Below are 21,776 nucleotides of genomic sequence, written 5' to 3'. Positions count from 1 at the left end.
AGGGGGAGGTGTCGGGCGTGCTGCACGTGCACCGGGCGGAGCGGGCCGACCACCTCGTCGAGGCCCTCGCCGACGTGCTGGCCGACCCGCTCGACGACCCCTTCCAGGCCGAGCTCGTGTCCGTCCCGACGCGCGGGATCGAGCGGTGGCTCGCGCAGCGCCTGGCCCACCGGCTCGGGACGACGGGCGGCGACGACGGGGTGTGCGCCAACGTCGTGTTCCCCTCGCCGGCCGAGGTGGTCGGGCGGGTGCTCGGGGTGCCCGACGACGACCCGTGGCGCCCGGAACGCCTCGTCTGGCCGCTGCTCGAGACGATCGACCAGTGCGCCGAGGAACCCTGGTGCGCCCCGCTCGGCGCGTTCCTCGGCGTCGGCGACCCGAGCGGCACGCGCAAGGGGCGTCGGTTCGCGGCCGCGAGGCACCTCGCCCGGCTGTTCACGAGGTACGCCGATCACCGGCCCGCCCTCGTCCGCGCCTGGGCCGCCGGCGACGACTCGGGCACGCCGGTCGATCTCCGCTGGCAGCCCGAGCTCTGGCGGCGGCTCCGGGCCCGCCTCGACACCACGAGCCCCGCCGAGACGGTCGCCGACGTCCGGGTTCCGCCGGGACGGTTCCCCCACCGCCTCTCCCTCTTCGGCGCCACGCGGCTCTCGGCCACCGAGCTGACGGTCCTCGACGCCGTGGCGGTCGACCACGACGTGCACCTCTGGCTGCCGCACCCGTCACCCGCGCTGTGGAAGCGCCTCGAGGGCCACGAGGCCGAGCGCCGCGCCGACGACACCAGCGCCCGCTCCGTCGCCCACCCGCTGCTCGCGAGCCTCGGCCGCGACGTCCGGGAGCTCCAGCTGCGCCTCGCGCGCCCGCGCCGCGCCGAGCGCGCCGACCACCACCACGGGCGCGACGAGGCGCCCACGACGCTGCTCGAGCAGCTCCAGGACGACCTGCGTCACGACCGCGCACCGTCGGGCCGGCCCGCCACCGACGACGGCAGCATCCACATCCACCGCTGCCACGGGCCGGACCGCCAGGTCGAGGTCCTGCGCGAGACGATCCTCGGCCTCCTGAGCGCCGACCCGACGCTCGAGCCGCGCGACGTGATCGTGCTGTGCCCCGACATCGAGACGTTCGCGCCACTGGTCACCGCGTGCTTCGGGCCCGGCGACGGCGAGGGCGCCACGCACCCCGGGCACCGGCTACGGGTCCGGCTCGCCGACCGGTCGCTGCGCGAGGTCAACCCACTGTTCGGCACCCTCGCGACCCTGCTCGACCTCGCCGACGCGCGGATCACCGCGTCGCAGCTGCTCGACCTCGCCGAGTCCGACCCCGTCCGGCGGCGGTTCCGGTTCGACGACGAGGACCTCCCGCGGCTGCGCGAGCTCGCCGAGCGCGCCGGGGTGCGCTGGGGCCTCGACGCGCCGCACCGGCAGGCGTTCTCGCTCGCGCGGTTCCCCGACAACACCTGGTCGCAGGGCCTCGACCGCCTGCTCGTCGGCGTCGCCATGTCCGCCGACGGCGGCGACTGGCTGGGCGACGCGCTGCCCCTGGACGAGGTCGACTCCAGCGACGTCGAGCTGGTCGGGCGCCTCGGCGAGCTGGTCGACCGGGTCGGCGCGGTCGTCGAGGAGCTGCGGGGCGAGCAGCCGCTCACGGCGTGGATCGAGGCGCTGCGGCGCGGCCTCGACGGCCTCACCGCCACCGTCCCGGCCGACGCCTGGCAGCTCGCGCAGGCCCGGGCCGAGCTGACCGCGGTGCTCGAGAGCGCCCCGCACGACCCGGTGATGACGCTGCACGACGTCCGCGCGGTGCTCGGCGACCGTCTGGCCGGGCGCCCGACCCGCGCCAACTTCCGCACCGGCACGCTCACCGTCGCGACGCTGATGCCGATGCGCTCGGTGCCCCACCGCGTGGTCTGCCTGCTCGGCATGGACGACCAGGTCTTCCCCCGCGAGACCCGCGCGGACGGCGACGACGTGCTCGCCCGCGATCCGCGCGTCGGCGAGCGCGACCCCGCCGCCGAGGACCGCCAGCTCCTGCTCGACGCGATCGTGGCCGCGACCGACCACCTCGTCGTCGTCTACTCGGGCGCCGACGAGCGCACCGGCGTCGACCGACCGCCCGCGGTGCCGATCGGCGAGCTGCTCGACACCCTCGACGCGAGCTTCGCCTTCTCCGACGGGGAGCGCGCCCGCGACCACCTCACCCGCCGCAACCCGCTCCAGCCGTTCGACGAGGACGACTTCGACGCGAGCGGCCCCTTCTCCTTCGACGGCGCGGCCCTCGCCGGCACCCGCGCGCTGCGGCGGGAGCGCTCGGGACCCGTCGCGTTCCTGCCGGGCCCGCTGCCCGCCCGCGCGCACGGTCCGCTCGACCTCGAGGACCTCGCCCGCTTCGTCGAGCACCCGGTGCGCGCGTTCCTGCGCCAGCGTCTCGGCGTGTTCGCGCGCGGCGACGAGGAGGAGACCGTCGAGGCGATCCCGGTCGAGCCCGACGGCCTCGCGCGCTGGGCGATCGGCGAGCGCCTGCTGCGCGACCGCCTCGACGGGCGCGACCCCGCGGCGTGCATCGCCGCCGAGCGCCGCCGCGGCGAGCTCCCGCCGGGCCCGCTGGGCGACAAGCTCGTGCGCGAGGTCGGCCGCCTGGTCGAGCCGCTGACGCAGGCCGTCGCCGGGTTCCGCACGACGGCGGCGGTCGACCTCGACGTCACCACCGACACGCTCGTCGGCTCGGTCGCCGGCGTGCACGACACGACGCTGGTGACGGTGACGTTCTCGCGGCTGGCGCCCAAGCACCGGCTGCGGGCCTGGGTGAACCTCCTCGCCGTCGCGGCCGCGCACCCCGACCGCCCGTGGCGGGCGGTCACGGTCGGGCGCGGGGGCGGGCGGGACGACCCGATCGCCGTGTCGACCCTCGGCCCGCTCGAGCCCGCGGTGGCGCGGACGGTCCTGGACGACCTCCTCGCCGTGCACGCCGAAGGGATGCTCGAGCCGCTGCCGCTGATGTGCCGCACGTCGGAGGCCTACGCGCAGGCGCGCGCGACCAAGGGCGAGATCGCGGCGATGAACCGCGCCCGCGACCGGTGGACCGACCGCTACGGCGCCGAGCAGGACGACCCCGCGCACGTGCTGGTCTGGGGCCGCCGCCGAAGCCTCGACGACCTCGTCGGACCCGCCACCGGCCCGCCCGAGAACCAGGCCCCGAGCCGTTTCGGCGCGCTCGCGACACGCCTGTGGACCCCGGTGCGCGAGGCGGAGGGCATCCAGTGACCGCGCTCCTCGAGGCGCCGACCTCGTTCGACCTCGGCGGCCCCCTGCCCACCGGCACCACGGTGCTCGAGGCCAGCGCCGGCACCGGCAAGACGTACACGATCGCCGCGCTCGCGGCCCGCTACGTCGCCGAGGGCCGGGCGACGCTGCCGCAGGTCATGCTCGTGACGTTCGGGCGCGAGGCGACCCGTGAACTGCGCGAACGCGTCCGCGAGCGTTTCGTCCGCACCGAGCGCGGGCTCGCGGATCCCGAGGCGGCACGGCGCAACGGCGACGACCCCGTCACGCAGCTCCTGGCGCAGGCCGACGACGCCGAGGTCGCGGCCCGCCGCGCCCGGCTGACGGCCGCGCTCGCCGGCTTCGACGCCGCCACGATCGCCACCACCCATCAGTTCTGCCAGGACATGCTCACCGGCCTCGGGATCGCCGGTGACACCGATCCCGACGGCACCTTCGTCGAGCGCATCGACGACGTGGTCACCGAGGTCGTCGACGACTTCTACCTGCGCAAGTACGCGGTGCCCGGGGCCGGGGCGCCCGACTTCGACCGGGCCGAGGCGCTGGAGATCGGGCGCGCCGTGGTCGGTGACCCGTCGGCCGGGATCGCGCCCGGCCCGGACGCCGAGGGCCCCGCCGGCGCGCGGGCCTCCTTCGCGCGCGCCGTGCGTGCCGAGGTCGAGCGGCGCAAGCGTCGGCGGCGCCTGTTCACGTTCGACGACATGCTCACCCGGCTGCGCAACGCCCTCGTCGACGCCCGGCTCGGGGACGCGGCGTGCGCCCGGCTGCGCGCGCGGTTCTCGGTGGTGCTGGTCGACGAGTTCCAGGACACCGACCCGATCCAGTGGGAGATCCTGCGCGTCGCGTTCCACGGCCACAGCGCCCTGACCTTCATCGGCGACCCGAAGCAGGCGATCTACGCCTTCCGCGGGGCCGACGTGGTCAGCTACCTCGCGGCCGTCGAGTCCGCGGGCACCAAGTCCGGGCTCGCGACCAACTGGCGCAGCGACGCGCCGCTGGTCCGCGCGCTGGAGAAGATCTTCAACAACGCTGCGCTGGGCGACGAGAAGATCGTCGTCCCGCACGTCGAGGCGGCCCACGAGGGCCGCCGGCTCGTCGGCGCCCCGCGTCCGGCGCCGTTCCGCCTGCGCGTCCTGCCCCGGGAGGGCCTGCGCAGCCGGTTCGCCACCGGCCTGCCGATCGTCGCGGGCGTGCGCGAGAAGGTCGCCGCCGACCTCGCCGCCGACATCGCGGAGCTGGTCGCCGCCGCGTCGCGGTGGGAGGAGGCCGGGCGCGTCGACCCCACGCTCGGCCCCGGCGACGTCGCCGTGCTCGTGCGCACCAACGCGCAGGCCGGGCTGGTCCGGGAGGCCCTCACCGCGGCCGGCGTGCCGTCGGTGCTCGCCGGTGCCACCAGCGTCTTCGCCACCGAGAGCGCCGAGGAGTGGCGGACCCTCCTCGAGGCCGTCGAGCAGCCCGGCCGTCCCGCGCGGGTGCGGGCGGCCGCGCTCACGGTGTTCCTCGGCCACGCCGCCGCCGACCTCGACGCCCACGCCGACGCGGTGCTGCCCGAGGTCGGCGCCTCGTTGCGACGCTGGGGCGCGGTGCTCCACGACCGCGGGGTGGCGGCGTTCCTCGAGGCCGTGGCCGCCGAGACGGGGCTCGCGGCCCGCGTGCTCGCCCGCGTCGACGGCGAGCGGCGGATCACCGACATCCGCCACCTCGGCCAGGTGCTGCACGCGGCGGCGGCCGAGTCCCGGCTGGGCGTCGTCGCGCTCGTCGAATGGCTGCGGGCGCGCATGGCCGAGGCCGCGGCCGGCACCGGCGAGCTGCGCCCCGAGCGCAGCCGGCGCCTCGAGTCCGACGCCAGCGCGGTCCAGGTGCTCACGATCCACAAGTGCAAGGGCCTCGAGTACCCCGTGGTCTACGTGCCCTTCGGGTGGGACCGGTGGGTCGCCGACGAGCCGAAGGTCGTCACCCACCACGACGCGTCCGGGCAGCGGGTGCGCGCGGTCGGTGGCGTCACCGACCCCGCGTGGCGCGACCACGTCACGGCGGCCCGCGAGGAGGACGACGGCGAGGACCTGCGGCTGCTCTACGTCGCGCTGACCCGGGCCCAGGGCCAGGTCGTGTGCTGGTGGGCGCCGTCGACGACCACCAAGCCGTCCGCGGTCCACCGCCTGCTCATCGGCCGGCCCGCCCCGGGCACGGGCCCGGACCGGCTCTACCCGGTGTGGGAGGACGCGCGGGTCCTCGCGCACCTCGAGGCCCTGGCCGACGACGACGTCGCCGTCGAACGCGTCGAGCCACGCCGCCCGGTGCCCTACGTCCCGGACGCCGGCGACCACCACCCCCTGGCTGCGGCGCCGTTCGACCGCGCGCTCGACCTCGCATGGCGGCGGTCGTCGTACTCCTCGCTGACCGCCGGCGCCCACGCCGGGAGCCCGGCGGCGAGCGAGCCGGAGGACCGCACGCTCGCCGACGAGACCGACCCCGAGGACGCGCCGCCGGCCGAGGCCGACGAGGTCGAGCCGCTGCCCTCGCCGATGGCCGACCTGCCGGTGGGACCGTCCTTCGGCACACTGGTCCACGCGGTGCTCGAGACCGTCGACACCGCTACCGGCGACCTGCACGCGGCCCTCCTCGACGCCGCGCGCACCGAGCTGACCCATCGCCCGCACGCCGAGGTCGACGCCGCGACGCTCGCCGACGCGCTGCTGCCGGTGATGCGCACGCCGCTGCCCGCCGGGGGCGGACCGGCGACGCTCGCCGACGTGGCCCCGCGCGACCGTCTCGCCGAGCTCGACTTCGAGCTCCCGCTGGCCGGCGGCGACCGCGTCCGCCCGGGCGCGCCGCCGGTGACGCTGCTCGAGGTCGCCGCGCTCCTGCGCCGGCACCTGCCCGCCGACGACCCCCTCGCCGACTATCCCGACGCCGTCGAGCACCCGGGGGCGCACGGCGTCGGCGACCAGGTCCTGCGCGGCTACCTCACCGGCAGCATCGACGGCGTGCTGCGCGGGCCGGACGGGCGGTTCGTCGTCGTCGACTACAAGACCAACTGGCTCGGGCCGATCGGACCGACGGGGCGGGCGCCGCTGACGGCCGCGCACTACGGACCGCGGGCGATGGCCTCCGCGATGATCGCGTCGCACTATCCCCTGCAGGCGGTGCTGTACGCCGTCGCGCTGCACCGGTTCCTGCGCTGGCGGCTGCGTGGCTACGACCCGGCCACGCACCTCGGCGGCGTGCTCTACCTGTTCCTGCGCGGCATGTGCGGGCCCGACACCCCGGTCGTCGACGGGACGGCGTGCGGGGTGTTCGCGTGGAACCCGTCGCCGGCGCTGGTCGTCGAGCTCTCCGCGCTCCTCGACGGAGGTGGGCGGTGACGGCGGAGCTGCTCGCCGAGGACGGCATCCGGTTCGCGACCCGCGCCACCGGGCTGCTCGCCGCGTTCAACGAGCGCGGCGTCCTGGCGGCCACCGACGTCCACGTCGCCCGCCGCCTGGGTCGCCTCGGGGGCGAGGCCGACGAGCAGGTGCTGCTCGCCGCCGCGCTGGTGGTGCGCGCCCTGCGCACCGGCTCCGTGTGCCTCGACCTCGCCACCGTCGACCGCACCGTGCTCGTCGAGGGTGACGAGGTCGACGACACCTCCGACCTCCCCTGGCCCGACCCGGCGCCGTGGACCGCGACCGTCGCGGCGTCGCCGCTCGTGGCCGACGACGCGGCCGACGCGACGGGCCACCCGCTGCGCCTGGTCGACGGGCTGCTCTACCTCGACCGGTACTGGCGCCAGGAGGAGCAGGTCCGCGACACCCTCGCGCGCCGGGCCGCCGCCCCGCCCCCGAGCGTCGACACCGACCGGCTGCGGGCCGCGCTCGACCGTCTCTTCCCGCAGCACGGGGGCGCCCAGCGCCGTGCGGTCGCCGTGTCCGCCCTGCGCTGGACCAGCGTGCTCGCCGGCGGCCCGGGCACCGGCAAGACCACCACCATCGCGACGCTTCTCGCGGTGCTGCGCGACCAGGACCCCTTCCTGCGCGTCGCCCTCGCCGCGCCGACCGGCAAGGCGGCGGCGCGGATGCAGGAGGCGCTCGGCGAGGTCGAGCTCCCCGCGGCCGACCGCGCGCACGTCACCGGGCTCTCGGCGTCGACCATCCACCGGCTGCTCGGCGCGCGGGCGGGCACCTCGCGGTTCCGCCACGACCGCCACCGGCACCTGCCCTACGACGTGGTCGTCGTGGACGAGACGTCGATGGTGTCGCTGACGCTCATGGCCCGGCTGCTCGAGGCGATCCGCCCCGACGCGCGCCTCGTGCTCGTCGGCGACCCGGACCAGCTCGCGTCGGTCGAGGCCGGCGCCGTGCTCGGCGACCTCGTCGGGGCGCCCGCCGACCCGGAGCCGCTGCTGGACGAGGCCCTCGACCGCGTCGACGCCCCCGGGCCGCCGGTCCGCGGGGGCGTCACGGTGCTCGACCGCACCTGGCGGTTCCACGGCACGATCGCCACGCTCGCGGCCGCCATCCGGGCGGGCGACGCCGACACCGCGATCGCGGCGCTGCGGGCCGGCGAGCACGACGTCGTCTTCGTCGAGGACGCCGACCTCACCACCCGCGACCCGGGCGGGCTGCGGGAGCTGCGCGAGGACGTCGTCGGGACCGCGGGCGAGACCGAACTGGCCGCGCTCGACGGCGACGCGCCGCTCGCGCTGGAACGCCTCGATGAGCACCGGCTGCTCTGCGCGCACCGGCGGGGGCCCTACGGCGTCACCCGGTGGGCCGGCGACGTCGAGCGCTGGCTCGTCGAGGCCGGGCCCGTCGCCGACCGCGACGAGGAGTGGTACCCCGGCCGTCCGCTGCTCGTGACGGCCAACGACCACGACCGCGGCATCTACAACGGCGACACCGGCGTCGTGATCGAGACGGCTCGCGGGCCGCGGGCGGTGTTCGCCCGCGGCGGGGCACCGGTCGAGATCGCGCCGAGCCTGCTGGACGGCATCGCGACGGTGTACGCCATGACGGTCCACCGGGCGCAGGGCAGCCAGTTCGCGCGGGTCTCGGTGGTCCTCCCGCCGGCGGAGTCGCCGCTGCTGACGCGCGAGCTGCTCTACACCGCAGTCACCCGGGCGAGGGTGCGCGTCCGGCTCGTGGGCAGCGAGGACGCCGTGCGCGCGGCGATCGCCCGCCCGATCGGGCGGGCGTCGGGGCTGCGCCGCCGACGATGAGCACACGCCGGACCGGGTAGTCCTCTGCGCATGACCGAGGACCCCGCCCGCCGCGTCCGCAACACGACCTCACCGGACAGCACGTCGGAGAAGCAGAGCGAGCTGAAGCTCAACGTCGGGATCGGCACGATCGGGACGATCCTGTCGGCCGCCGTGGCGGTGATCTTCTTCTTCATCCTCGACGAGATCGTGCTCGGCGTCGTCTTCGTCGTGGTCGCGCTCGTCTCCCTGGCGATCACGCTGTACGCGGCGGGCCGGAAGCGCCGCGCCGCGTCACCGGATCAGGCGTAGCCCCGGAAACCGCGCCACGCGAGCCGGCGCTCGCGGCGGGGGTCGGCCTCGATGCGGTCGGTGCGGTCGAGGATCTTCGTCAGCCGCTCCCCGGCGTCGTACTGCGGCCAGAACGTCGTCGGCGTCCCGCGGTGGGCGAAGTGGATCCAGTCGCGCTGCACGCGGTCCTGCATGGCACGCAGGGCCCGGCGGCCGCCGAGCGCGGTGAGCCACCGGGCGGCGCCGGAGCCGGCCAGCCCGAACACCGGGTAGAGCTCCATGCCGTGGGTCGCGCGCACGCCCATGAGGTTGAGCACCGGCGTCGTGAGGTCGTAGCGGTACGCCCACACCGGCCCGCGGTGGGCCTGCATGACGCGCACCGACGGGTACCAGAACATGTAGTCGCCGCCGAGGTCCCTGCGGTGCGGCGTGCCCTCGTAGGCGGCGAGCACCTGCTCCCGGAGCTCGGGCTGGGTGAGCTCGAACATCCGCGTGGCCTGCTGCTCGCTGACCAGGACGTCGAGGCGCAGCCGCGGCAGCTCGAACAGCCGGCCCTCGGTGTCGTTGGTCCCGATGATCAGCGGGACGTCCGACGCGCGCCCGCCCTCGAACGCGTCGAGCGGGGACTCGGGGAGCAGGTCGCCGTCGACCACGGGCGCGGTGGGGATGGTGCCGGGCGTGTCGCCGAGGCGCTCGCGCAGCACGCGGGCGGCGCCGAGCAGCTGGTCCTCGGTGGCGCCGGTCAGGCCGGCGAGGGGGTCGCCGTCGGCCCCGAGGGCGCTGACGAACCCCGCCGCCCAGGCGCGGGCGCGCTCCTGACCGAAGACCATGCCCGGCGCCGAGCTCTCCGCGATGGCGCGGTGGAACAGGCCGTGGGCCGACGGCGTCGCCATCAGCGTCGTCACCGAGATCGCGCCGGCCGACTCACCGAAGATCGTCACCTGGTCCGGGTCGCCGCCGAAGGCCGCGATGTTGTCGCGGACCCACTCCAGCGCGGCGATCTGGTCGCGCAGCCCGAGGTTCGACTCGATCGGGCGTTCGGGCGTGCCGTAGCCGGAGAAGTCGAGGTAGCCGAGCGCCCCGAGGCGGTAGTTGACGCTGACGAACACGACCTCGCCGCGGCGCACGAAGTCGTAGCCGCGGTAGGTCGGGGCCGACGACGCCCCGACGACGAAGGCCCCGCCGTAGAACCAGACCATCACCGGGCACGGCTCGTCGGAGTCAGTGGTCGGGGCGCTGACGTTGAGCGTCAGGCAGTCCTCGCCCATCGGGGTGTCCTTGCCGGCCCCGATGAACTCGCCGATGCGCTCCTGGATCGGCACCGGCCCGTACCGGGAGCCGTCGCGCACGCCCTCCCAGGGCACCACCGGGTGCGGCGCGCGCAGGCGCAGGTCGCCGGTCGGGGGCGCCGCGTAGGGGATGCCGCGCCACGCGTGCACCCCGTGGGTGGTGATGCCGCGGACGACCCCTCCGGTCGTCTTGATCTCGGGGCCCGGAGCCGGGGCCTGGTCGCGGGAGCGCATACCCCGAGTCTGTTCGACGCGGCACGCGGCCGCCCGCCGATGTGATCGAGCAGCCCGTCCCGGGCGTGTCGCGACCATCCGAGCACCCCCTCGACGACAGGACGAGTGGACGTGCCGACACGCTCGGCGGTACGCAGCGCGACGCTCGGTCACACATGCAGGTCATATTCGCTCTATCGGCCCAGCGTGTCGCATTGCAAGGACCAAGATTTCTGTCGATGGACGTGCAGACAGACGCGGGGGTCGATGCCGCGCTGTGGGGACTGGAGGCCGCCTTCGTGGCGCACCCGCCCCCGCGGACGCTGGCCGGCTGCCCCCACTGCCACGGGGAGATGCGGGTCGCCGACGCCGACCCGCTGACCCTCGCGCTCGCCCTCGGCAACACGCTCGGCACCCCCGAGGACCTGCGCGCGCTCACCCCGTTCCTGCTGCGCCGCGCCCTGACCGACGACCGCGTCGACCTGCGCACCGTGCTCGGGCGCATCGCCGAGAACTGGGCGGGCTGGAGCGACCTGGAGCGCGACGCCGTCCGCGACGTCGCCGACGCCGTCTGGGCGGCGCTGCTCGACCTGCACCCCGACGACCCGGCCGGCGCGACCGCCGTGGCGATGCTCGACGGGCTCGGCGCCCTCGGCGAGCGGCCGGAGCGGCTGCTGGCCATCTGGGAGTACAAGGAGCTCTCGAGCGCCGACCACCACCTGGCCGAGCTCGTCATCGACGCCTTCTACGGCGCCCGCGTCGACCCGGTGGTCCTGACCTGGGCGCACGCCGCGACCCAGCGCGAGCGACTCGTGCGGGCCCGTGACCGCGACCGCGGCGAGCGCTGGGGCGGCACGATCGCGGCGGCGTGCGATCTCGTGAGCTGATCCGGAGCCGCCGGGGTCGGGCTCGCTGCCCGCGACCGGCATGGGCGAGGCTGTCCCGGTGGCGAGCTCGCGCGGTCTGCCCGACACCCTGGTCGACCAGCTGTGGCGCCGCGCGGTCGGCGGGGTGGGCCCGTTCGTCGGGGCCGCGTCGGTCGCCACGGACGCGCTCGGGGCGACCGACGACGACGTGGACGCCGCCGTGCGCCGGGTGGTCGGCTCGCACGTCCGGCTCGCGGCGAGCTCGGGGCTGCTGACCAGCCTGGGCGGCGCGGCGACGCTCGTGGTCACCGCGCCCGCCGGGACCACCGGGCTCTACCTGCTCGGGACGCGGCTGTCCGCAGCCGTCGCCCACCTGCGCGGGCGCGACCTCGCCGACCCGGTGATCCGCACGGCCTCGCTCGTCTGCGTCCTCGGCGCGGACGGGATCGAGCTCGCCGAGCACACGGGTCTCGACCTGGTCAACGCCTCGCTGCTGCACGGCCTGCGGCGCCTGCCACCCGAGGTCCTCGCCCAGCTCGACACCCGGATCGGGTTCCGGCTGACCTCGCGGTTCACGCGCCGTGGCGCCCTCAACGTCACCAAGCTCATCCCCGTCGTGGCCGGGCCGATCGGGGCCGGCGCGGACGCGATGGCGATGCGGACGGTGGCGACGTTCGCGCAGGCACACCTGTAGATCAGAAGTCACCCGACCGGGCGGCTTTCTGCGCGTGGTGTGGCGAATGGTGCGCATGTGGGGGTCATCGTGATCGCGTCGGCGGAGATCATCCGGATCCCGCCGCGCGAGCGGAGGTGCGTGCGCGATGGCCGGGTCCGGGGGCCGCAGGGGACGTGCGGGGCGTGCCCGCGGGTCGGTGCGGGCGGGGGCGGCGCTGACGACGGCGCTCACGGCGATCGTCGCGGCCGTGCTCGCCTCGGGGCCCGCCGCGGCGGCGGAGCCGGGGGTGCCCACCGACCCCGCGACGGCGACCGCGGAGCCCGCCGTGCCCACCGACGCCGCCGCCCTGGCGCCCACGGGCGTCGCGCAGCTGGACCCGGCGCACGCCGTCATGCCGCCGGCCGGCCTGCCGCCCGCCGCGCCGGTGGCCTCGGGCATCCAGCCCGTGACCTACGCGCCCGGCGCCCGCGACGCGTCCGGCGGACGCGAGGCGCGCAGCGACACCCCGCTGCGCCTCGTCGCCGTCACCTGGAACGGGCCCGCGCCGGACGCGGTGTCCCTGCGCTCCACCGACGCCGCGGGGAACTGGGGCACCTGGAGCGACCTCGACCCTGCGGGCAGCGAGAAGGAGTCCCCCACCCCGACGGGCGCGCCGGACCACGGCGGCACCGACCCGATCTGGGTGGGCGACCGCACGGGTGTCGAGGTCCGTGCGATGCGCGCGGGGCAGCCCGTCACCGACCAGGTCCAGGTGGTGCGCATCGACCCGGGCGTGGGCAGCAACGACGAGGCGATCGGGTCGCTGGGCGCGGCGCGCGGCCCGGCGGCCCCCAAGTACGTCACCCGGGCCCAGTGGGGCGCCGACGAGTCGAAGATGACCTGGCCGCCGCAGACGACCCCGGCCGTCCGCGCGGTGACGATCCACCACACCAGCGAGTCGAACGACTACAGCCCGGCCGAGTCCGCGGCCATCGTGCGCGGCATCTACGCCTACCACGCGGAGAAGCAGGGCTGGGGCGACGTCGGCTACAACGCCCTCGTCGACAAGTACGGGACGATCTTCGAGGGTCGCGCGGGCGGACTCGACCGCAACGTCGTCGCCGCGCACGCCGGCGGGTTCAACCGCGAGACCTTCGGCATCGCGATGATGGGCAACTACACGACGGTGCAGCCGACGCCGGCCCAGATGAACTCGGTCGCCGCGCTGGCGGCCTGGAAGCTGGGCGGGCTCTACCAGGACCCGCGCCAGCAGGTCACGCTCACGTCGTCGGGCGGGGGCACCTCGCGCATCCCGAAGGGCCAGTCGACGACGGTGCCGGCACTCTTCGCGCACCGCGACGTCGGCCGCACGTCGTGCCCGGGCGACGCGGCGTACGCGATGATGGACCCGCTGCGCGTGAAGGTGCAGGAGCTGATCGCGCAGGCGGCGGGCGACGTCCGCACGGCGTGGTCCGCCGACCGGGCGCTGCTGGGCGAACCGACCCGCGTCGAGGCGCCGACCGCCGACGGTCAGGGCCGCAGCACCGACTTCGAGCGCGGCACCGTCATCTGGTCGCCGCGGACGGGCGCCTGGCCGGTGACCGGCGCGATCGCCGAGCACTGGCGGGCCGCCGGCGCCGAGCGCTCGCCGCTCGGCTACCCCACCAGCGGCGAGTACGACGTCCCGACCGGGCGCCAGCAGAACTTCGAGCACGGGGCGCTGACCTGGGCCCGGACGACCGGGACCGTCGGCGCGCCCGCCTGACCACCCGGCGGGTCGCCGCGCGGACGGGCAGGATGCCCGCGTGGACGACGACGCGGCCCGCCGCGCGGCGATCGACGACGCCGTGGAGCAGTTCCTCGCCCTCGTGGGGGCGGGCGAGCCCGACCTGCTCGAGGGCGCCCTCGTCATCGCCCGCGCCGCCGATCCGGCGGCCGACGCCGACGCCGCCCGCGCCGAGCTCGACCGGCTCGCCGCGGGCGTCGCCGACCTCGACGGCCTCGTGCACCGCCTCTACGTCGAGGAGGGCTTCCACGGCGACCGCGAGGACTACTACGACCCGCGCAACTCGTCGCTGACCGAGGTCCTGGCCCGGCGGACCGGCATCCCGATCACGCTGGCGGTCGTGTGCCTCGAGGTCGGGCGGCGGGTCGGCGTGGCGCTCGAGCCGGTCGGGATGCCGGGTCACTTCCTCGTGCACCCGGTCGGCTCACCGCTGCACCTCGACCCGTTCTCCGGCGAGCTGCTCGACCGCGACGCCTGCGTGCGGCGGTTCCGCGAGGCGACCGGGCTGGGGCGCGACGTGCCGTTCGACGACTCCCTGCTCGCCCCGATCAGCACCGAGGCGGTCCTCGTGCGCATGCTGGCCAACCTTCGCGGCATCCACCGCTCGCGCGGCGACCTCGCCGAGCTGGGCTGGGTGCTGCGCATGCGCCTCGGGCTGCCAGGCGTGACGGCGGTCGAGGTCGCGGAGCTCGCCGAGATCCGGGGCCGGCGCGCCGCCTACCGCGAGGCCGCCGACCTGCTCGAGGACTGGGCCGAGGCGCTCCCCCGCGACGCCGAACCCCTGCGCCGCCACGCCCGCCAGTGGCGCGCCCACCTCAACTGACCCCTACGTGAGCGAACTTTGGGGCTATAGGCCCAAAGTTCGCTCACGTGGGGTCGGGGAACCAGGAACCGTGGAAGCCGGTGGGGACGCCGCGGGGGAGGGTGACGGCGGCGACGGGGGCGCCGGCGACGTCGGTCGCGTCGAGCACCAGTAGCTGCGAGGCGGCGCCGTCGCGGGTGGCGGTGATCGTGACCAGCCAGCCCTCGTCCTCGGCGCGGTCGGGGGCCGCGGACGGCACGAACACCGCCTCGCCGGCCGTGACGTCCGGCCCCAGCTCGTGGGCGACCGTGCTCCCGTCGGCGTCGACCTTGACCACCGCGCCCGCCCGCTTCCCGTCGACCCCCCGGTCGGCGATCGCGTAGCACCAGCGCGCCTCGCGGCCGACCAGCGACTCGTCGATCGTCGGGAACTCCACGCCCCGGTCCTCGAGCGGCGTGCCCGTCGACGACCCGTCGCGCGGGTCGAGCGTCCAGCGGTACATCCGGGCGACGCCGGTCGCCGCCGCGCGCCCGGCGGGGTCGGAGCTGGGCGTGGGGTCCTCCCACATCGCCGCGGCGTCGGCGCCCGCGTAGCGCGCCGCGTCGAGCACCACGCACCCGCCCGCGTCGGTGTGCGCGCCGCCGACGTGGAAGACGTAGCAGGGGTCGATCTCGAACCACGTCACCGCGCACGCCGGGTCGTCCTGGCGCATCACGCCGATCCGCGCGCCGTAGCCCTCGTCCCACCCGAACGGCATGCCCGACGCCAGGCGCTCCCACTGGAACGTCATCGGCAGGTCCAGCCACAGGACGTGCTCGGCGGTGATGGCGAAGTCGTGCATCATCGTCGGCCCGGCGACCTCGACGGGCCTGCTGACGAGGTCGGTGCCGTCGGCCGAGAGCCGGTGGTAGGTCAGGAACGGCGGGATCGGGGAGTAGCCGAAGAAGTGCAGGTCGCCCGTGACCGGGTCGGTCTTCGGGTGCGCGGTCATCGCCGTCGTCAGGCGCCCGTCGAAGTCGCACGGCCCGACCGTCGCGAGGTCGCGGTCCACCTCGTACGGGAAACCGTTCTCCACCAGCGCGAACAGCCGGCCGCCGTGCTCGATGACGTGGGTGTTCGCCGGGACCGCGGTGTAGTCGATGCCCTCGTCGGTCAGGTACGGACGCCCCTCGAGCGCGCCGGTGCGCACCCAGCGGTTGCGGTACCACTCCGCGCGGCCGTCGCGCAGCCGCACGCCGTGCAGCATCCCGTGCCCGGTGAACAGGTGGCCGGGCTCCTCGCCCGGCAGCGGGTTCGGCCCGTTGCGCACGTAGCGGCCCGTCAGCTCCGGCGGCAGCGTCCCCTCGACGGGCAGGTCGACCCCGTCGATCTCGTCCGGCACCGGGGCGAACCGGCCGCCGAGGGTGGACCGGCGGCCGAGCGGGGTGGGAGTCGTGGTCGAACGAGTCATGCGAGCCCTCCTGACGACGTGCCGCCACCCTCGACCACCCCACAGGGACCTGTCAACATGGACATGTCAGAACGGACTGGTACTGTCCGGTTCATGTCGCTGCGCCACGCTCTGCTGGGGCTGCTGGCCCACGGTCCGGCCAGCGGGTACGACCTCACCCGCGCGTTCGAGGGCGGCATCGGCCAGTACGCCTGGCAGGCCGGCCACAGCCGCATCTACCCGGAGCTGGGGAAGATGGCGGAGGCGGAGCAGGTCGTCGTCGACGAGACGGGCCCGCGCGGCCGCAAGACCTACACGCTCACCGACGCGGGGCGCACCGAGCTGCGGCGCTGGATGCTGCACTGGCCCGAGCAGGCGACCGTGCGCGACGAGACGGTGCTGCGGATGTTCCTCGTCCAGTCGCTCGAGCCGGACGACGCCCGCCGCCTGCTCGAGGGCATCGCGGAGCACTGCGCCACCGAGATCGCACGCCTCCGGCCCGTCATGGAGGCCGAGGACGCCGAGCACCGCCCGGGCGACCCGCTGCCGTTCGGCCGCCTCGCCGGCGAGTACGGGCTGCGCCAGTACGAGGCCGTGCACGGCTGGGCGCTGTGGTCGCTGGAGCGGATGGCGGCCGTGGGGTGCCCTGCGGGCACGTGAGCAGTTCGGCGTGCCAGGGCACTCCGAAGTGCTCACGAGCGCGGAGCGCACCTCACGCGACCTCGGCCTGCGGCTCCTGGCGGATCACCTCGCCGTCGCGGAAGCGGACGCCGTCCGCGCAGCGCGCCTCGATCTGCCCGGCGCCGAACTGCTCGGCGTAGAGCTTCGCGTAGAGCCCGTCACGTGCCAGCAGCTCGGCGTGCGTGCCGTGCTCGACCAACCGCCCGCCGTCCAGCGCGAAGATCACGTCGGCGGCGAGCACCGTGGAGAGCCGGTGCGCGATCGCGATCGTCGTGCGCCCGGACATCACCGTCTGCAGCGCGTGCTGGACCAGCCGCTCGCTCACGGTGTCGAGCGCGGATGTCGCCTCGTCGAGGATGAGGACGCGGGGGTCGGCGAGGATCACCCGCGCGATGGCCAGGCGCTGCTTCTCGCCGCCGGAGAGCCGGTAGCCCCGTTCGCCGACCACGGTCCGGTACCCGAGGTCGAAGCTCATGATCCGGTCGTGGATGTTCGCCGCCCGGGCCGCCGCCTCGAGCTCGGCGTCCGTGGCGTCCGGCGCCGCGTAGCGCAGGTTCTCGGCGATCGTGGCGTGGAAGAGGTAGGTGTCCTGGGTGACCATGCCGATGACGTCGGCCAGGGAGGCCAGGGTCAGCTCCCGCACGTCGGTGTCGTCCAGGCACACCGCGCCCCGGTCGACGTCGTAGAGGCGGGGCACGAGGTACGACAGGCTGGTCTTCCCGGCACCGCTGGGTCCGACGACGGCGGCGAGCTGCCCGGGTTCGATGCGCAGCGACAGCTCCTGGAGCGCCCAGGTCGGCGTCGCCGGCGGCGCGTCGCCGTCCCCGTCCTCCTCCGACGGCGGGTAGCGGAACCAGACGTCGCGGAACTCCACCGAGCCCGCCGCGTGCTCCTTGTCGAGGGTCCGCGCGCCCGGCGGATCGGTGATCGCGGGGACGAGGTCGAGGTAGGCGAAGATGCGGCTGAACAGCGCCAGGGACGTCTGGACGTCGAGCGAGACGCGCAGCAGCTGGACGGCGGGGAAGAGCAGCCGGCTCTGCAGGGTCGTGAACGCGACGAGGGTGCCCGCCGACAGCAGCGCCCCGCCCGTCCCGGTCCCGACGTAGCCGGCGACGAGGTAGACCGCGGCCGGTGTGATGGCGAAGAAGGCCTGGACCACGGCGAAGAACGACTGACCGGTCATGGTCTGGCGGACCTGCAGGTCGGTCTGCCGGGCGTTCTCGGTCCGGTAGCGGTCGACCTCGTGCTCCTGTCGCCCGAACACCTTCGCCAGCAGCACCCCGGACACCGACAGCGACTCCTGCGTGATCGCCGACATGTCGGACAGGGACGCCTGGGTGCTCGCCGCGACCCGCCGTCGCACCCGCCCCACCCGGATCTGCAGCAGGATGAACACCGGCATCAGCACGAACGCCACCAGCGACAGCTGCCACGACAGCGCCAGCATGGCGATGACCGACGCCACGACCGTCACGACGTTGCCCAGGATCGAGGACGCCGTCTCGGTGACGACGGACTGGACGCCGGCGACGTCGTTGTCCAGCCGCGACTGGATCACGCCGGTCTTCGTCTGGGTGAAGAACCCCAGGTGCATCCGCTGCAGGTGCGCGAACAGCCGGTCCCGCAGGTTCTGCATGACGCGGTTGCCCACGACCGTCGTCAGGTAGGTCTGGCCGACCCCGATCAGCCCGGAGACCAGCGCGATGACGACCATCGCCGCGACGAGGGCGCCGAGCAGGCCCAGCCGCGCCCCGCCCGGCGCGAACAGCGCGTCGTCGAACACGGCCTGCGTGAGGAACGGGTTGACGATCCCGAGGCCCGCCGTCACGAGGATGGCGAGGCCGATCAGCAGCAGGCGGGCGCGGTAGGGCCGGAACAGGCCGACGACCCGCCGGCCCAGCCGCGCGTCGCCGGAGGCCGCCCCGTCCGCCTCGGATGTGCTCATCGCGTGCCCCTCCGCTCGATCCCGGCGACAGCCTCCTCCGTCGCCGGGCGCGCGGCAGGGCGTCAGGACGTGGCGGCCCGCTGCTCGTCGTCGGAGGGCAGGTGCTCGGCGGCCCAGGCGCGCGCCTTCTTGCCGGCGCGCTGGCCGTACCAGCCGTTCCAGACCGACAGGCCGACGATGACCGCGACCATCATCCCGGTGGACAGCCCGACCATGACGTCGATCGGCAGCAGGTAGATCAGCGGGATGCGGACGGTCGCCTCGAGCAGCAGCCCGACACCCCAGACGATCGCGCTGCGCCGGAACATCCGCCGGATCGGCGGCAGGGTCCGGTAGTACCCCTCCATCTCCTGTGCCTGCCGCGGCTGCCAGGTCTGGAACGCCGAGAGCGTCAGCGGCTTGCCGAAGAACAGGCTCGCGAGGAACACGATGCCGACCAGCGCGGTGCCGAACGAGTCCTTGACCAGCAGGAACCGCGGATCGCCCCCGACGAACGCCAGCGCCAGGCCGAGGCCGAACACCCCGAGCATCACCGCGGCGAACCACGTGATCTCGCGGGTGCGCACCGCGACCCACACCAGGCGCAGCCCGGCGGCGAGCGTCGCCACGAGGAGCGCGACCCAGTCCGTCGCCCCCAGGGCGTGCAGGACGTAGTAGGCGATCAGCGGCGCCCCGACGTCGTAGAGCAGCGCGGTGAGCATCTGACGCGTGGGCTTGCCGTGCCCCTGTCCGCCCGCGTCCTGGTCCTCCACGGCACTACCGGTCTCTCGCTCCACGTCGCGGCCCTCCCTCGGCGATGGGCCCACCTTGACGTGTCAGCACTGACATGTCAATTCAGACATGTCAGTCGTCGGCGTCCAGCCCGCGCTCGATGGCGTAGCGGGTGAGCTCCACCCGGTTGGTCAGCTGGAGCTTGCGCAGGGAGTTCTGCACGTGGTTCTCGACCGTCCGGTGGGAGAGGACCAGGCGCTCGGCGATCGCCCGGGCGGTGAGCCCTTTGGCGACCAGCCGCAGGACCTCGGTCTCGCGGGGTGTCAGGCGCGGCTCGTCGGGCCCCTCGGACTCCAGGCGGCGGTACTCGCCGAGCACGAGCCCGGCGAGGCCGGGGGAGAACACGGCGTGGCCCGCGGCGGTGCGCGTGACGGCCTCGACCAGCTCGTCGAGCGCGGCGGACTTGAGCAGGTAGCCCGACGCGCCCGCCCGCACGGCGCCCAGGACGTCGCCGTGCTCGGTGCTCGCCGAGAGCACGAGCACCCGGGTGTCGGGCAGCGCCTCGCGGATGCGTGCCGTCGCCTCGGCGCCCGAGAGCTCGGGGAGCTGGAGGTCCATGAGCACGACATCGGGGCGCGCGGCCGGCGCGATGCGGACGGCGGCGGCGCCGTCCGGGGCGGTGGCGACGATCTCGAGACCCCGCTCGGCGAGGTCCCGGGCGACGCCCTCGCGCCAGATCGGGTGGTCGTCGACGACCATGACGCGGACCATTCAGGCGTTCCTTCCGGTGCGGGGGACGACGATCTCCCATTCCGTGCCCTCGCCGGGCGCGGTGTGCAGCGCGATCGTGCCGCCGAGCCCCTCCACACGACCCCGCATCGATCCCGCGACGCCCAGGTGCCCCTCGGCGGCGGCCTCCTCGAGGCGCCCGGCGGGGATGCCGGCACCGTCGTCGCGCAGGCTCACGGTGACCGCGGCGCCGTCGTCCTCGACCAGCACCCACAGCCCTGCGCCCGGACCCGCGTGCGCGCGGGCGTTCGCGGCGCCCTCCCGCAGGACGGCCGCGAGCTCGTCGACCACCGCGGCGGGCAGCAGGACGGGCTCGGCCGGCACCGCGAGCGAGGCACGGGCGGGCAGCGCCGTGGCCAGGCGGGCCCCGAGGTCGACCGTGCCGTCCGGGCCGGGCACGGGCGCCGAGGTGATCAGGCGGCGCAGCGCGACCTCCTGCTCGCCGGCGAGGCGGGCGATCTCGACGGCGGGAGCGTCGGCCTCGGGGTCCCGCGCCAGCTCGTCGCCCCGGCGCCGGACGAGCGCGAGCACCTGGAGCACCCCGTCGTGGATGTCGCGCGCCAGCCGTTCCCGTTCCGCGGTGGCGGCTTCGAGCGCGGTGGCGGTGCGCAGCTGCTCGGCGGAGCGGCGCATCGTGTCGGCGGCGAGCCCGACCGCGAGGCCGGCGACGAGCAGCAGCTGGGCGTCGTAGAGCAGGTCGGTGTCCAGGGTCCGGCGCACCGCGAACAGCACGCCAACCGTGACCAGCCCGCCCGTGAGCCCGCCGCGCCACCCCAGGGCGACGGCCAGCGCCAGCACCGGGCCCGCCGACCACACCGTGGTGATCACCGGGTCGCCCGCGGCGACCTGCTCCGGACTCTCCACCAGGAGCGTCGAGAGGGTCGCGAGCGCGGTGACCACGAGGTCGACGACCGCGGTGGGCGGGTCGCCGCGGTGCAGGTAGCGCAGCGACGACAGCGCCGTCCACACCGCCATCGCGGCGACCACCAGCAGGCCGAGGACCGGGCGGGCCCACCCGTCGCCGTAGCGGACGAGGTTGACGATCGCGGCGACGAGCGCCACCACCCGGTAGACCACCAGGCCGCGCCACAGCGGCACGAGGTGCGGGTGGGCGCGGTCCCGGCGCACGACACCTCCCCGACCTGCCCCGAAACGGGTTCCGAGCCTATCCGGCACGGGCGCCACGCTGGCGCGGATCGGGCGCGGACGGATCCGGGGAACTACTCGGAACCGCACCCGCGGCGATCGTCGAACGGGCAGCATCGATCGCCGTGACCGACGGCTTCGGGGTGGACCCGGCGATGCTCGCGCGCACCGCCCAGGGCATCCGTGGGGTGGTCGACACCCTCGGCGAGGTGGGCCACGGGTACCTCGCCGAGTCCGGGCGCGGCCTCGAGTTCCTCGCGCTCGGCGGCGAGGAGGCGGGGCACCCGCTGGTCGGCGAGGCGTTCGACGGCTTCCTCGGCCGGTGGGCGTGGGGCCTCCGCGCGCTGGTCCGGGACGGGCAGGCCGTCGCGGAGGCGCTGGACGCGGCGGGGATCGACTACGACGACACGGACACCTCGGCGTCGGGCGTGCTGCGGCGGCTGGTGACGCTGGGCGTCGGCGACCCCTCCGCCGACCTCGACGCGGCCCAGGACGGCACGTGGGGCGAGGTCGGCGAGGGCCTCCTCCCCGACGTCTCCCCCGAATCGGCGCAGCAGGCGGGCGCCGCGGCCGGGGAGCAGTGGTCCGAGACCGGCCAGGACCTCGTTGACCGGTCGCTGCCCGGCCGGATCGGGCGCGCTCTTGACGGCGAGAACCCGCTCGCCGGCGACCTCGAGGACCTCCGCGGTCTCGGGGAGATCGTCGAGTGACGGCGC

16 protein-coding genes are annotated in these 21,776 nt (G+C 75.5%); 10 read left to right on the top strand and 6 right to left on the bottom strand.

Annotated features, from left to right (window positions below):
• Nucleotides 1-17 precede the first annotated feature (17 nt).
• The 4 genes from recC to ACR9E3_RS03785 are packed head-to-tail and all read left to right on the top strand — an operon-like array spanning nucleotide 18 to nucleotide 8,769.
• Complete coding sequence (recC, locus tag ACR9E3_RS03800) at nucleotides 18-3,263, top strand: exodeoxyribonuclease V subunit gamma (protein ID WP_460378654.1); 3,246 nt, start codon at nucleotides 18-20, stop codon at nucleotides 3,261-3,263.
• Nucleotides 3,260-6,646, top strand: a complete 3,387-nt coding sequence (locus ACR9E3_RS03795; protein ID WP_460378652.1) for a UvrD-helicase domain-containing protein — start codon at nucleotides 3,260-3,262, stop codon at nucleotides 6,644-6,646. Before recC ends, ACR9E3_RS03795 begins: the two co-directional genes overlap by 4 nt.
• Entirely contained in the window at nucleotides 6,643-8,478 is a 1,836-nt protein-coding gene (gene recD, locus ACR9E3_RS03790; RefSeq protein WP_460378649.1) for an exodeoxyribonuclease V subunit alpha, read from the top strand. Before ACR9E3_RS03795 ends, recD begins: the two co-directional genes overlap by 4 nt.
• Before the next feature lie 30 nt (nucleotides 8,479-8,508).
• On the top strand, nucleotides 8,509-8,769 hold the full coding sequence (locus tag ACR9E3_RS03785) for a hypothetical protein (protein ID WP_460378646.1): 261 nt from the start codon (nucleotides 8,509-8,511) through the stop codon (nucleotides 8,767-8,769).
• On the opposite strand, the gene ACR9E3_RS03780 is transcribed toward ACR9E3_RS03785, so the two are convergent.
• Nucleotides 8,760-10,271, bottom strand: a complete 1,512-nt coding sequence (locus tag ACR9E3_RS03780; protein WP_460378643.1) for a carboxylesterase/lipase family protein — start codon at nucleotides 10,269-10,271, stop codon at nucleotides 8,760-8,762. The genes ACR9E3_RS03785 and ACR9E3_RS03780 overlap by 10 nt on opposite strands.
• A gap of 218 nt (nucleotides 10,272-10,489) precedes the next feature.
• On the opposite strand from ACR9E3_RS03780, the gene ACR9E3_RS03775 reads away from it, so the two are divergent.
• The 4 genes from ACR9E3_RS03775 to ACR9E3_RS03760 all read left to right on the top strand — a co-directional run bounded on the left by ACR9E3_RS03775 (nucleotide 10,490) and on the right by ACR9E3_RS03760 (nucleotide 14,380).
• Nucleotides 10,490-11,137: a hypothetical protein gene (locus tag ACR9E3_RS03775; RefSeq protein WP_460378641.1), complete on the top strand. Its 648-nt coding sequence runs from the start codon at nucleotides 10,490-10,492 to the stop codon at nucleotides 11,135-11,137.
• Between the two features lie 58 nt (nucleotides 11,138-11,195).
• On the top strand, nucleotides 11,196-11,810 hold the full coding sequence (locus ACR9E3_RS03770; RefSeq protein WP_460378638.1) for a hypothetical protein: 615 nt from the start codon (nucleotides 11,196-11,198) through the stop codon (nucleotides 11,808-11,810).
• A 127-nt stretch (nucleotides 11,811-11,937) separates the two neighbouring features.
• Nucleotides 11,938-13,536 (top strand): N-acetylmuramoyl-L-alanine amidase, encoded by a 1,599-nt coding sequence (locus tag ACR9E3_RS03765; protein WP_460378637.1) that lies wholly within the window; start codon nucleotides 11,938-11,940, stop codon nucleotides 13,534-13,536.
• Between the two features lie 40 nt (nucleotides 13,537-13,576).
• Nucleotides 13,577-14,380 (top strand): transglutaminase family protein, encoded by an 804-nt coding sequence (locus ACR9E3_RS03760; protein WP_460378634.1) that lies wholly within the window; start codon nucleotides 13,577-13,579, stop codon nucleotides 14,378-14,380.
• Between the two features lie 43 nt (nucleotides 14,381-14,423).
• On the opposite strand, the gene ACR9E3_RS03755 is transcribed toward ACR9E3_RS03760, so the two are convergent.
• Nucleotides 14,424-15,809 carry a carotenoid oxygenase family protein gene (locus tag ACR9E3_RS03755; RefSeq protein ID WP_460378632.1) on the bottom strand — a complete coding sequence of 462 codons (1,386 nt, stop codon included), beginning with the start codon at nucleotides 15,807-15,809 and terminating at the stop codon, nucleotides 14,424-14,426.
• Nucleotides 15,810-15,902: 93 nt separating this feature from the next.
• Here ACR9E3_RS03755 and ACR9E3_RS03750 point away from each other — a divergent pair, with 93 nt between their 5' ends.
• Nucleotides 15,903-16,448, top strand: a complete 546-nt coding sequence (locus ACR9E3_RS03750) for a PadR family transcriptional regulator (protein WP_460378629.1) — start codon at nucleotides 15,903-15,905, stop codon at nucleotides 16,446-16,448.
• 52 nt (nucleotides 16,449-16,500) lie between these two features.
• Here the strand turns inward: ACR9E3_RS03750 and ACR9E3_RS03745 are convergent, their stop codons facing one another.
• The 4 genes from ACR9E3_RS03745 to macS form a co-directional block, all read right to left on the bottom strand.
• Nucleotides 16,501-18,414, bottom strand: a complete 1,914-nt coding sequence (locus ACR9E3_RS03745; RefSeq protein WP_460378627.1) for an ABC transporter ATP-binding protein — start codon at nucleotides 18,412-18,414, stop codon at nucleotides 16,501-16,503.
• Between the two features lie 62 nt (nucleotides 18,415-18,476).
• Nucleotides 18,477-19,190, bottom strand: a complete 714-nt coding sequence (locus ACR9E3_RS03740; protein WP_460378625.1) for a VC0807 family protein — start codon at nucleotides 19,188-19,190, stop codon at nucleotides 18,477-18,479.
• A 67-nt stretch (nucleotides 19,191-19,257) separates the two neighbouring features.
• Complete coding sequence (locus ACR9E3_RS03735) at nucleotides 19,258-19,896, bottom strand: response regulator (RefSeq protein WP_460378622.1); 639 nt, start codon at nucleotides 19,894-19,896, stop codon at nucleotides 19,258-19,260.
• A complete protein-coding gene (gene macS, locus ACR9E3_RS03730) occupies nucleotides 19,897-21,042 on the bottom strand; it encodes a MacS family sensor histidine kinase (protein ID WP_460378620.1) in 1,146 nt (381 codons plus the stop codon).
• A 143-nt stretch (nucleotides 21,043-21,185) separates the two neighbouring features.
• On the opposite strand from macS, the gene ACR9E3_RS03725 reads away from it, so the two are divergent.
• Nucleotides 21,186-21,770 (top strand): hypothetical protein, encoded by a 585-nt coding sequence (locus ACR9E3_RS03725; RefSeq protein ID WP_460378618.1) that lies wholly within the window; start codon nucleotides 21,186-21,188, stop codon nucleotides 21,768-21,770.
• Nucleotides 21,771-21,776 lie beyond the last annotated feature (6 nt).

The organism is Actinomycetospora sp. C-140, from assembly GCF_054796175.1.
This window is presented reverse-complemented; position numbering and strand designations above follow the sequence as displayed.

Bases quoted from the DNA above. Each gene is read 5' to 3' on its own strand.
- ACR9E3_RS03785 (WP_460378646.1), top strand. From the start codon at position 8,509: ATGACCGAGGACCCCGCCCGCCGCGTCCGCAACACGACCTCACCGGAC.
- ACR9E3_RS03780 (WP_460378643.1), bottom strand. From the start codon at position 10,271: ATGCGCTCCCGCGACCAGGCCCCGGCTCCGGGCCCCGAGATCAAGACG.
- ACR9E3_RS03775 (WP_460378641.1), top strand. From the start codon at position 10,490: ATGGACGTGCAGACAGACGCGGGGGTCGATGCCGCGCTGTGGGGACTG.
- ACR9E3_RS03765 (WP_460378637.1), top strand. From the start codon at position 11,938: ATGGCCGGGTCCGGGGGCCGCAGGGGACGTGCGGGGCGTGCCCGCGGG.
- ACR9E3_RS03755 (WP_460378632.1), bottom strand. From the start codon at position 15,809: ATGACTCGTTCGACCACGACTCCCACCCCGCTCGGCCGCCGGTCCACC.
- ACR9E3_RS03750 (WP_460378629.1), top strand. From the start codon at position 15,903: ATGTCGCTGCGCCACGCTCTGCTGGGGCTGCTGGCCCACGGTCCGGCC.
- ACR9E3_RS03745 (WP_460378627.1), bottom strand. From the start codon at position 18,414: ATGAGCACATCCGAGGCGGACGGGGCGGCCTCCGGCGACGCGCGGCTG.
- ACR9E3_RS03735 (WP_460378622.1), bottom strand. From the start codon at position 19,896: ATGGTCCGCGTCATGGTCGTCGACGACCACCCGATCTGGCGCGAGGGC.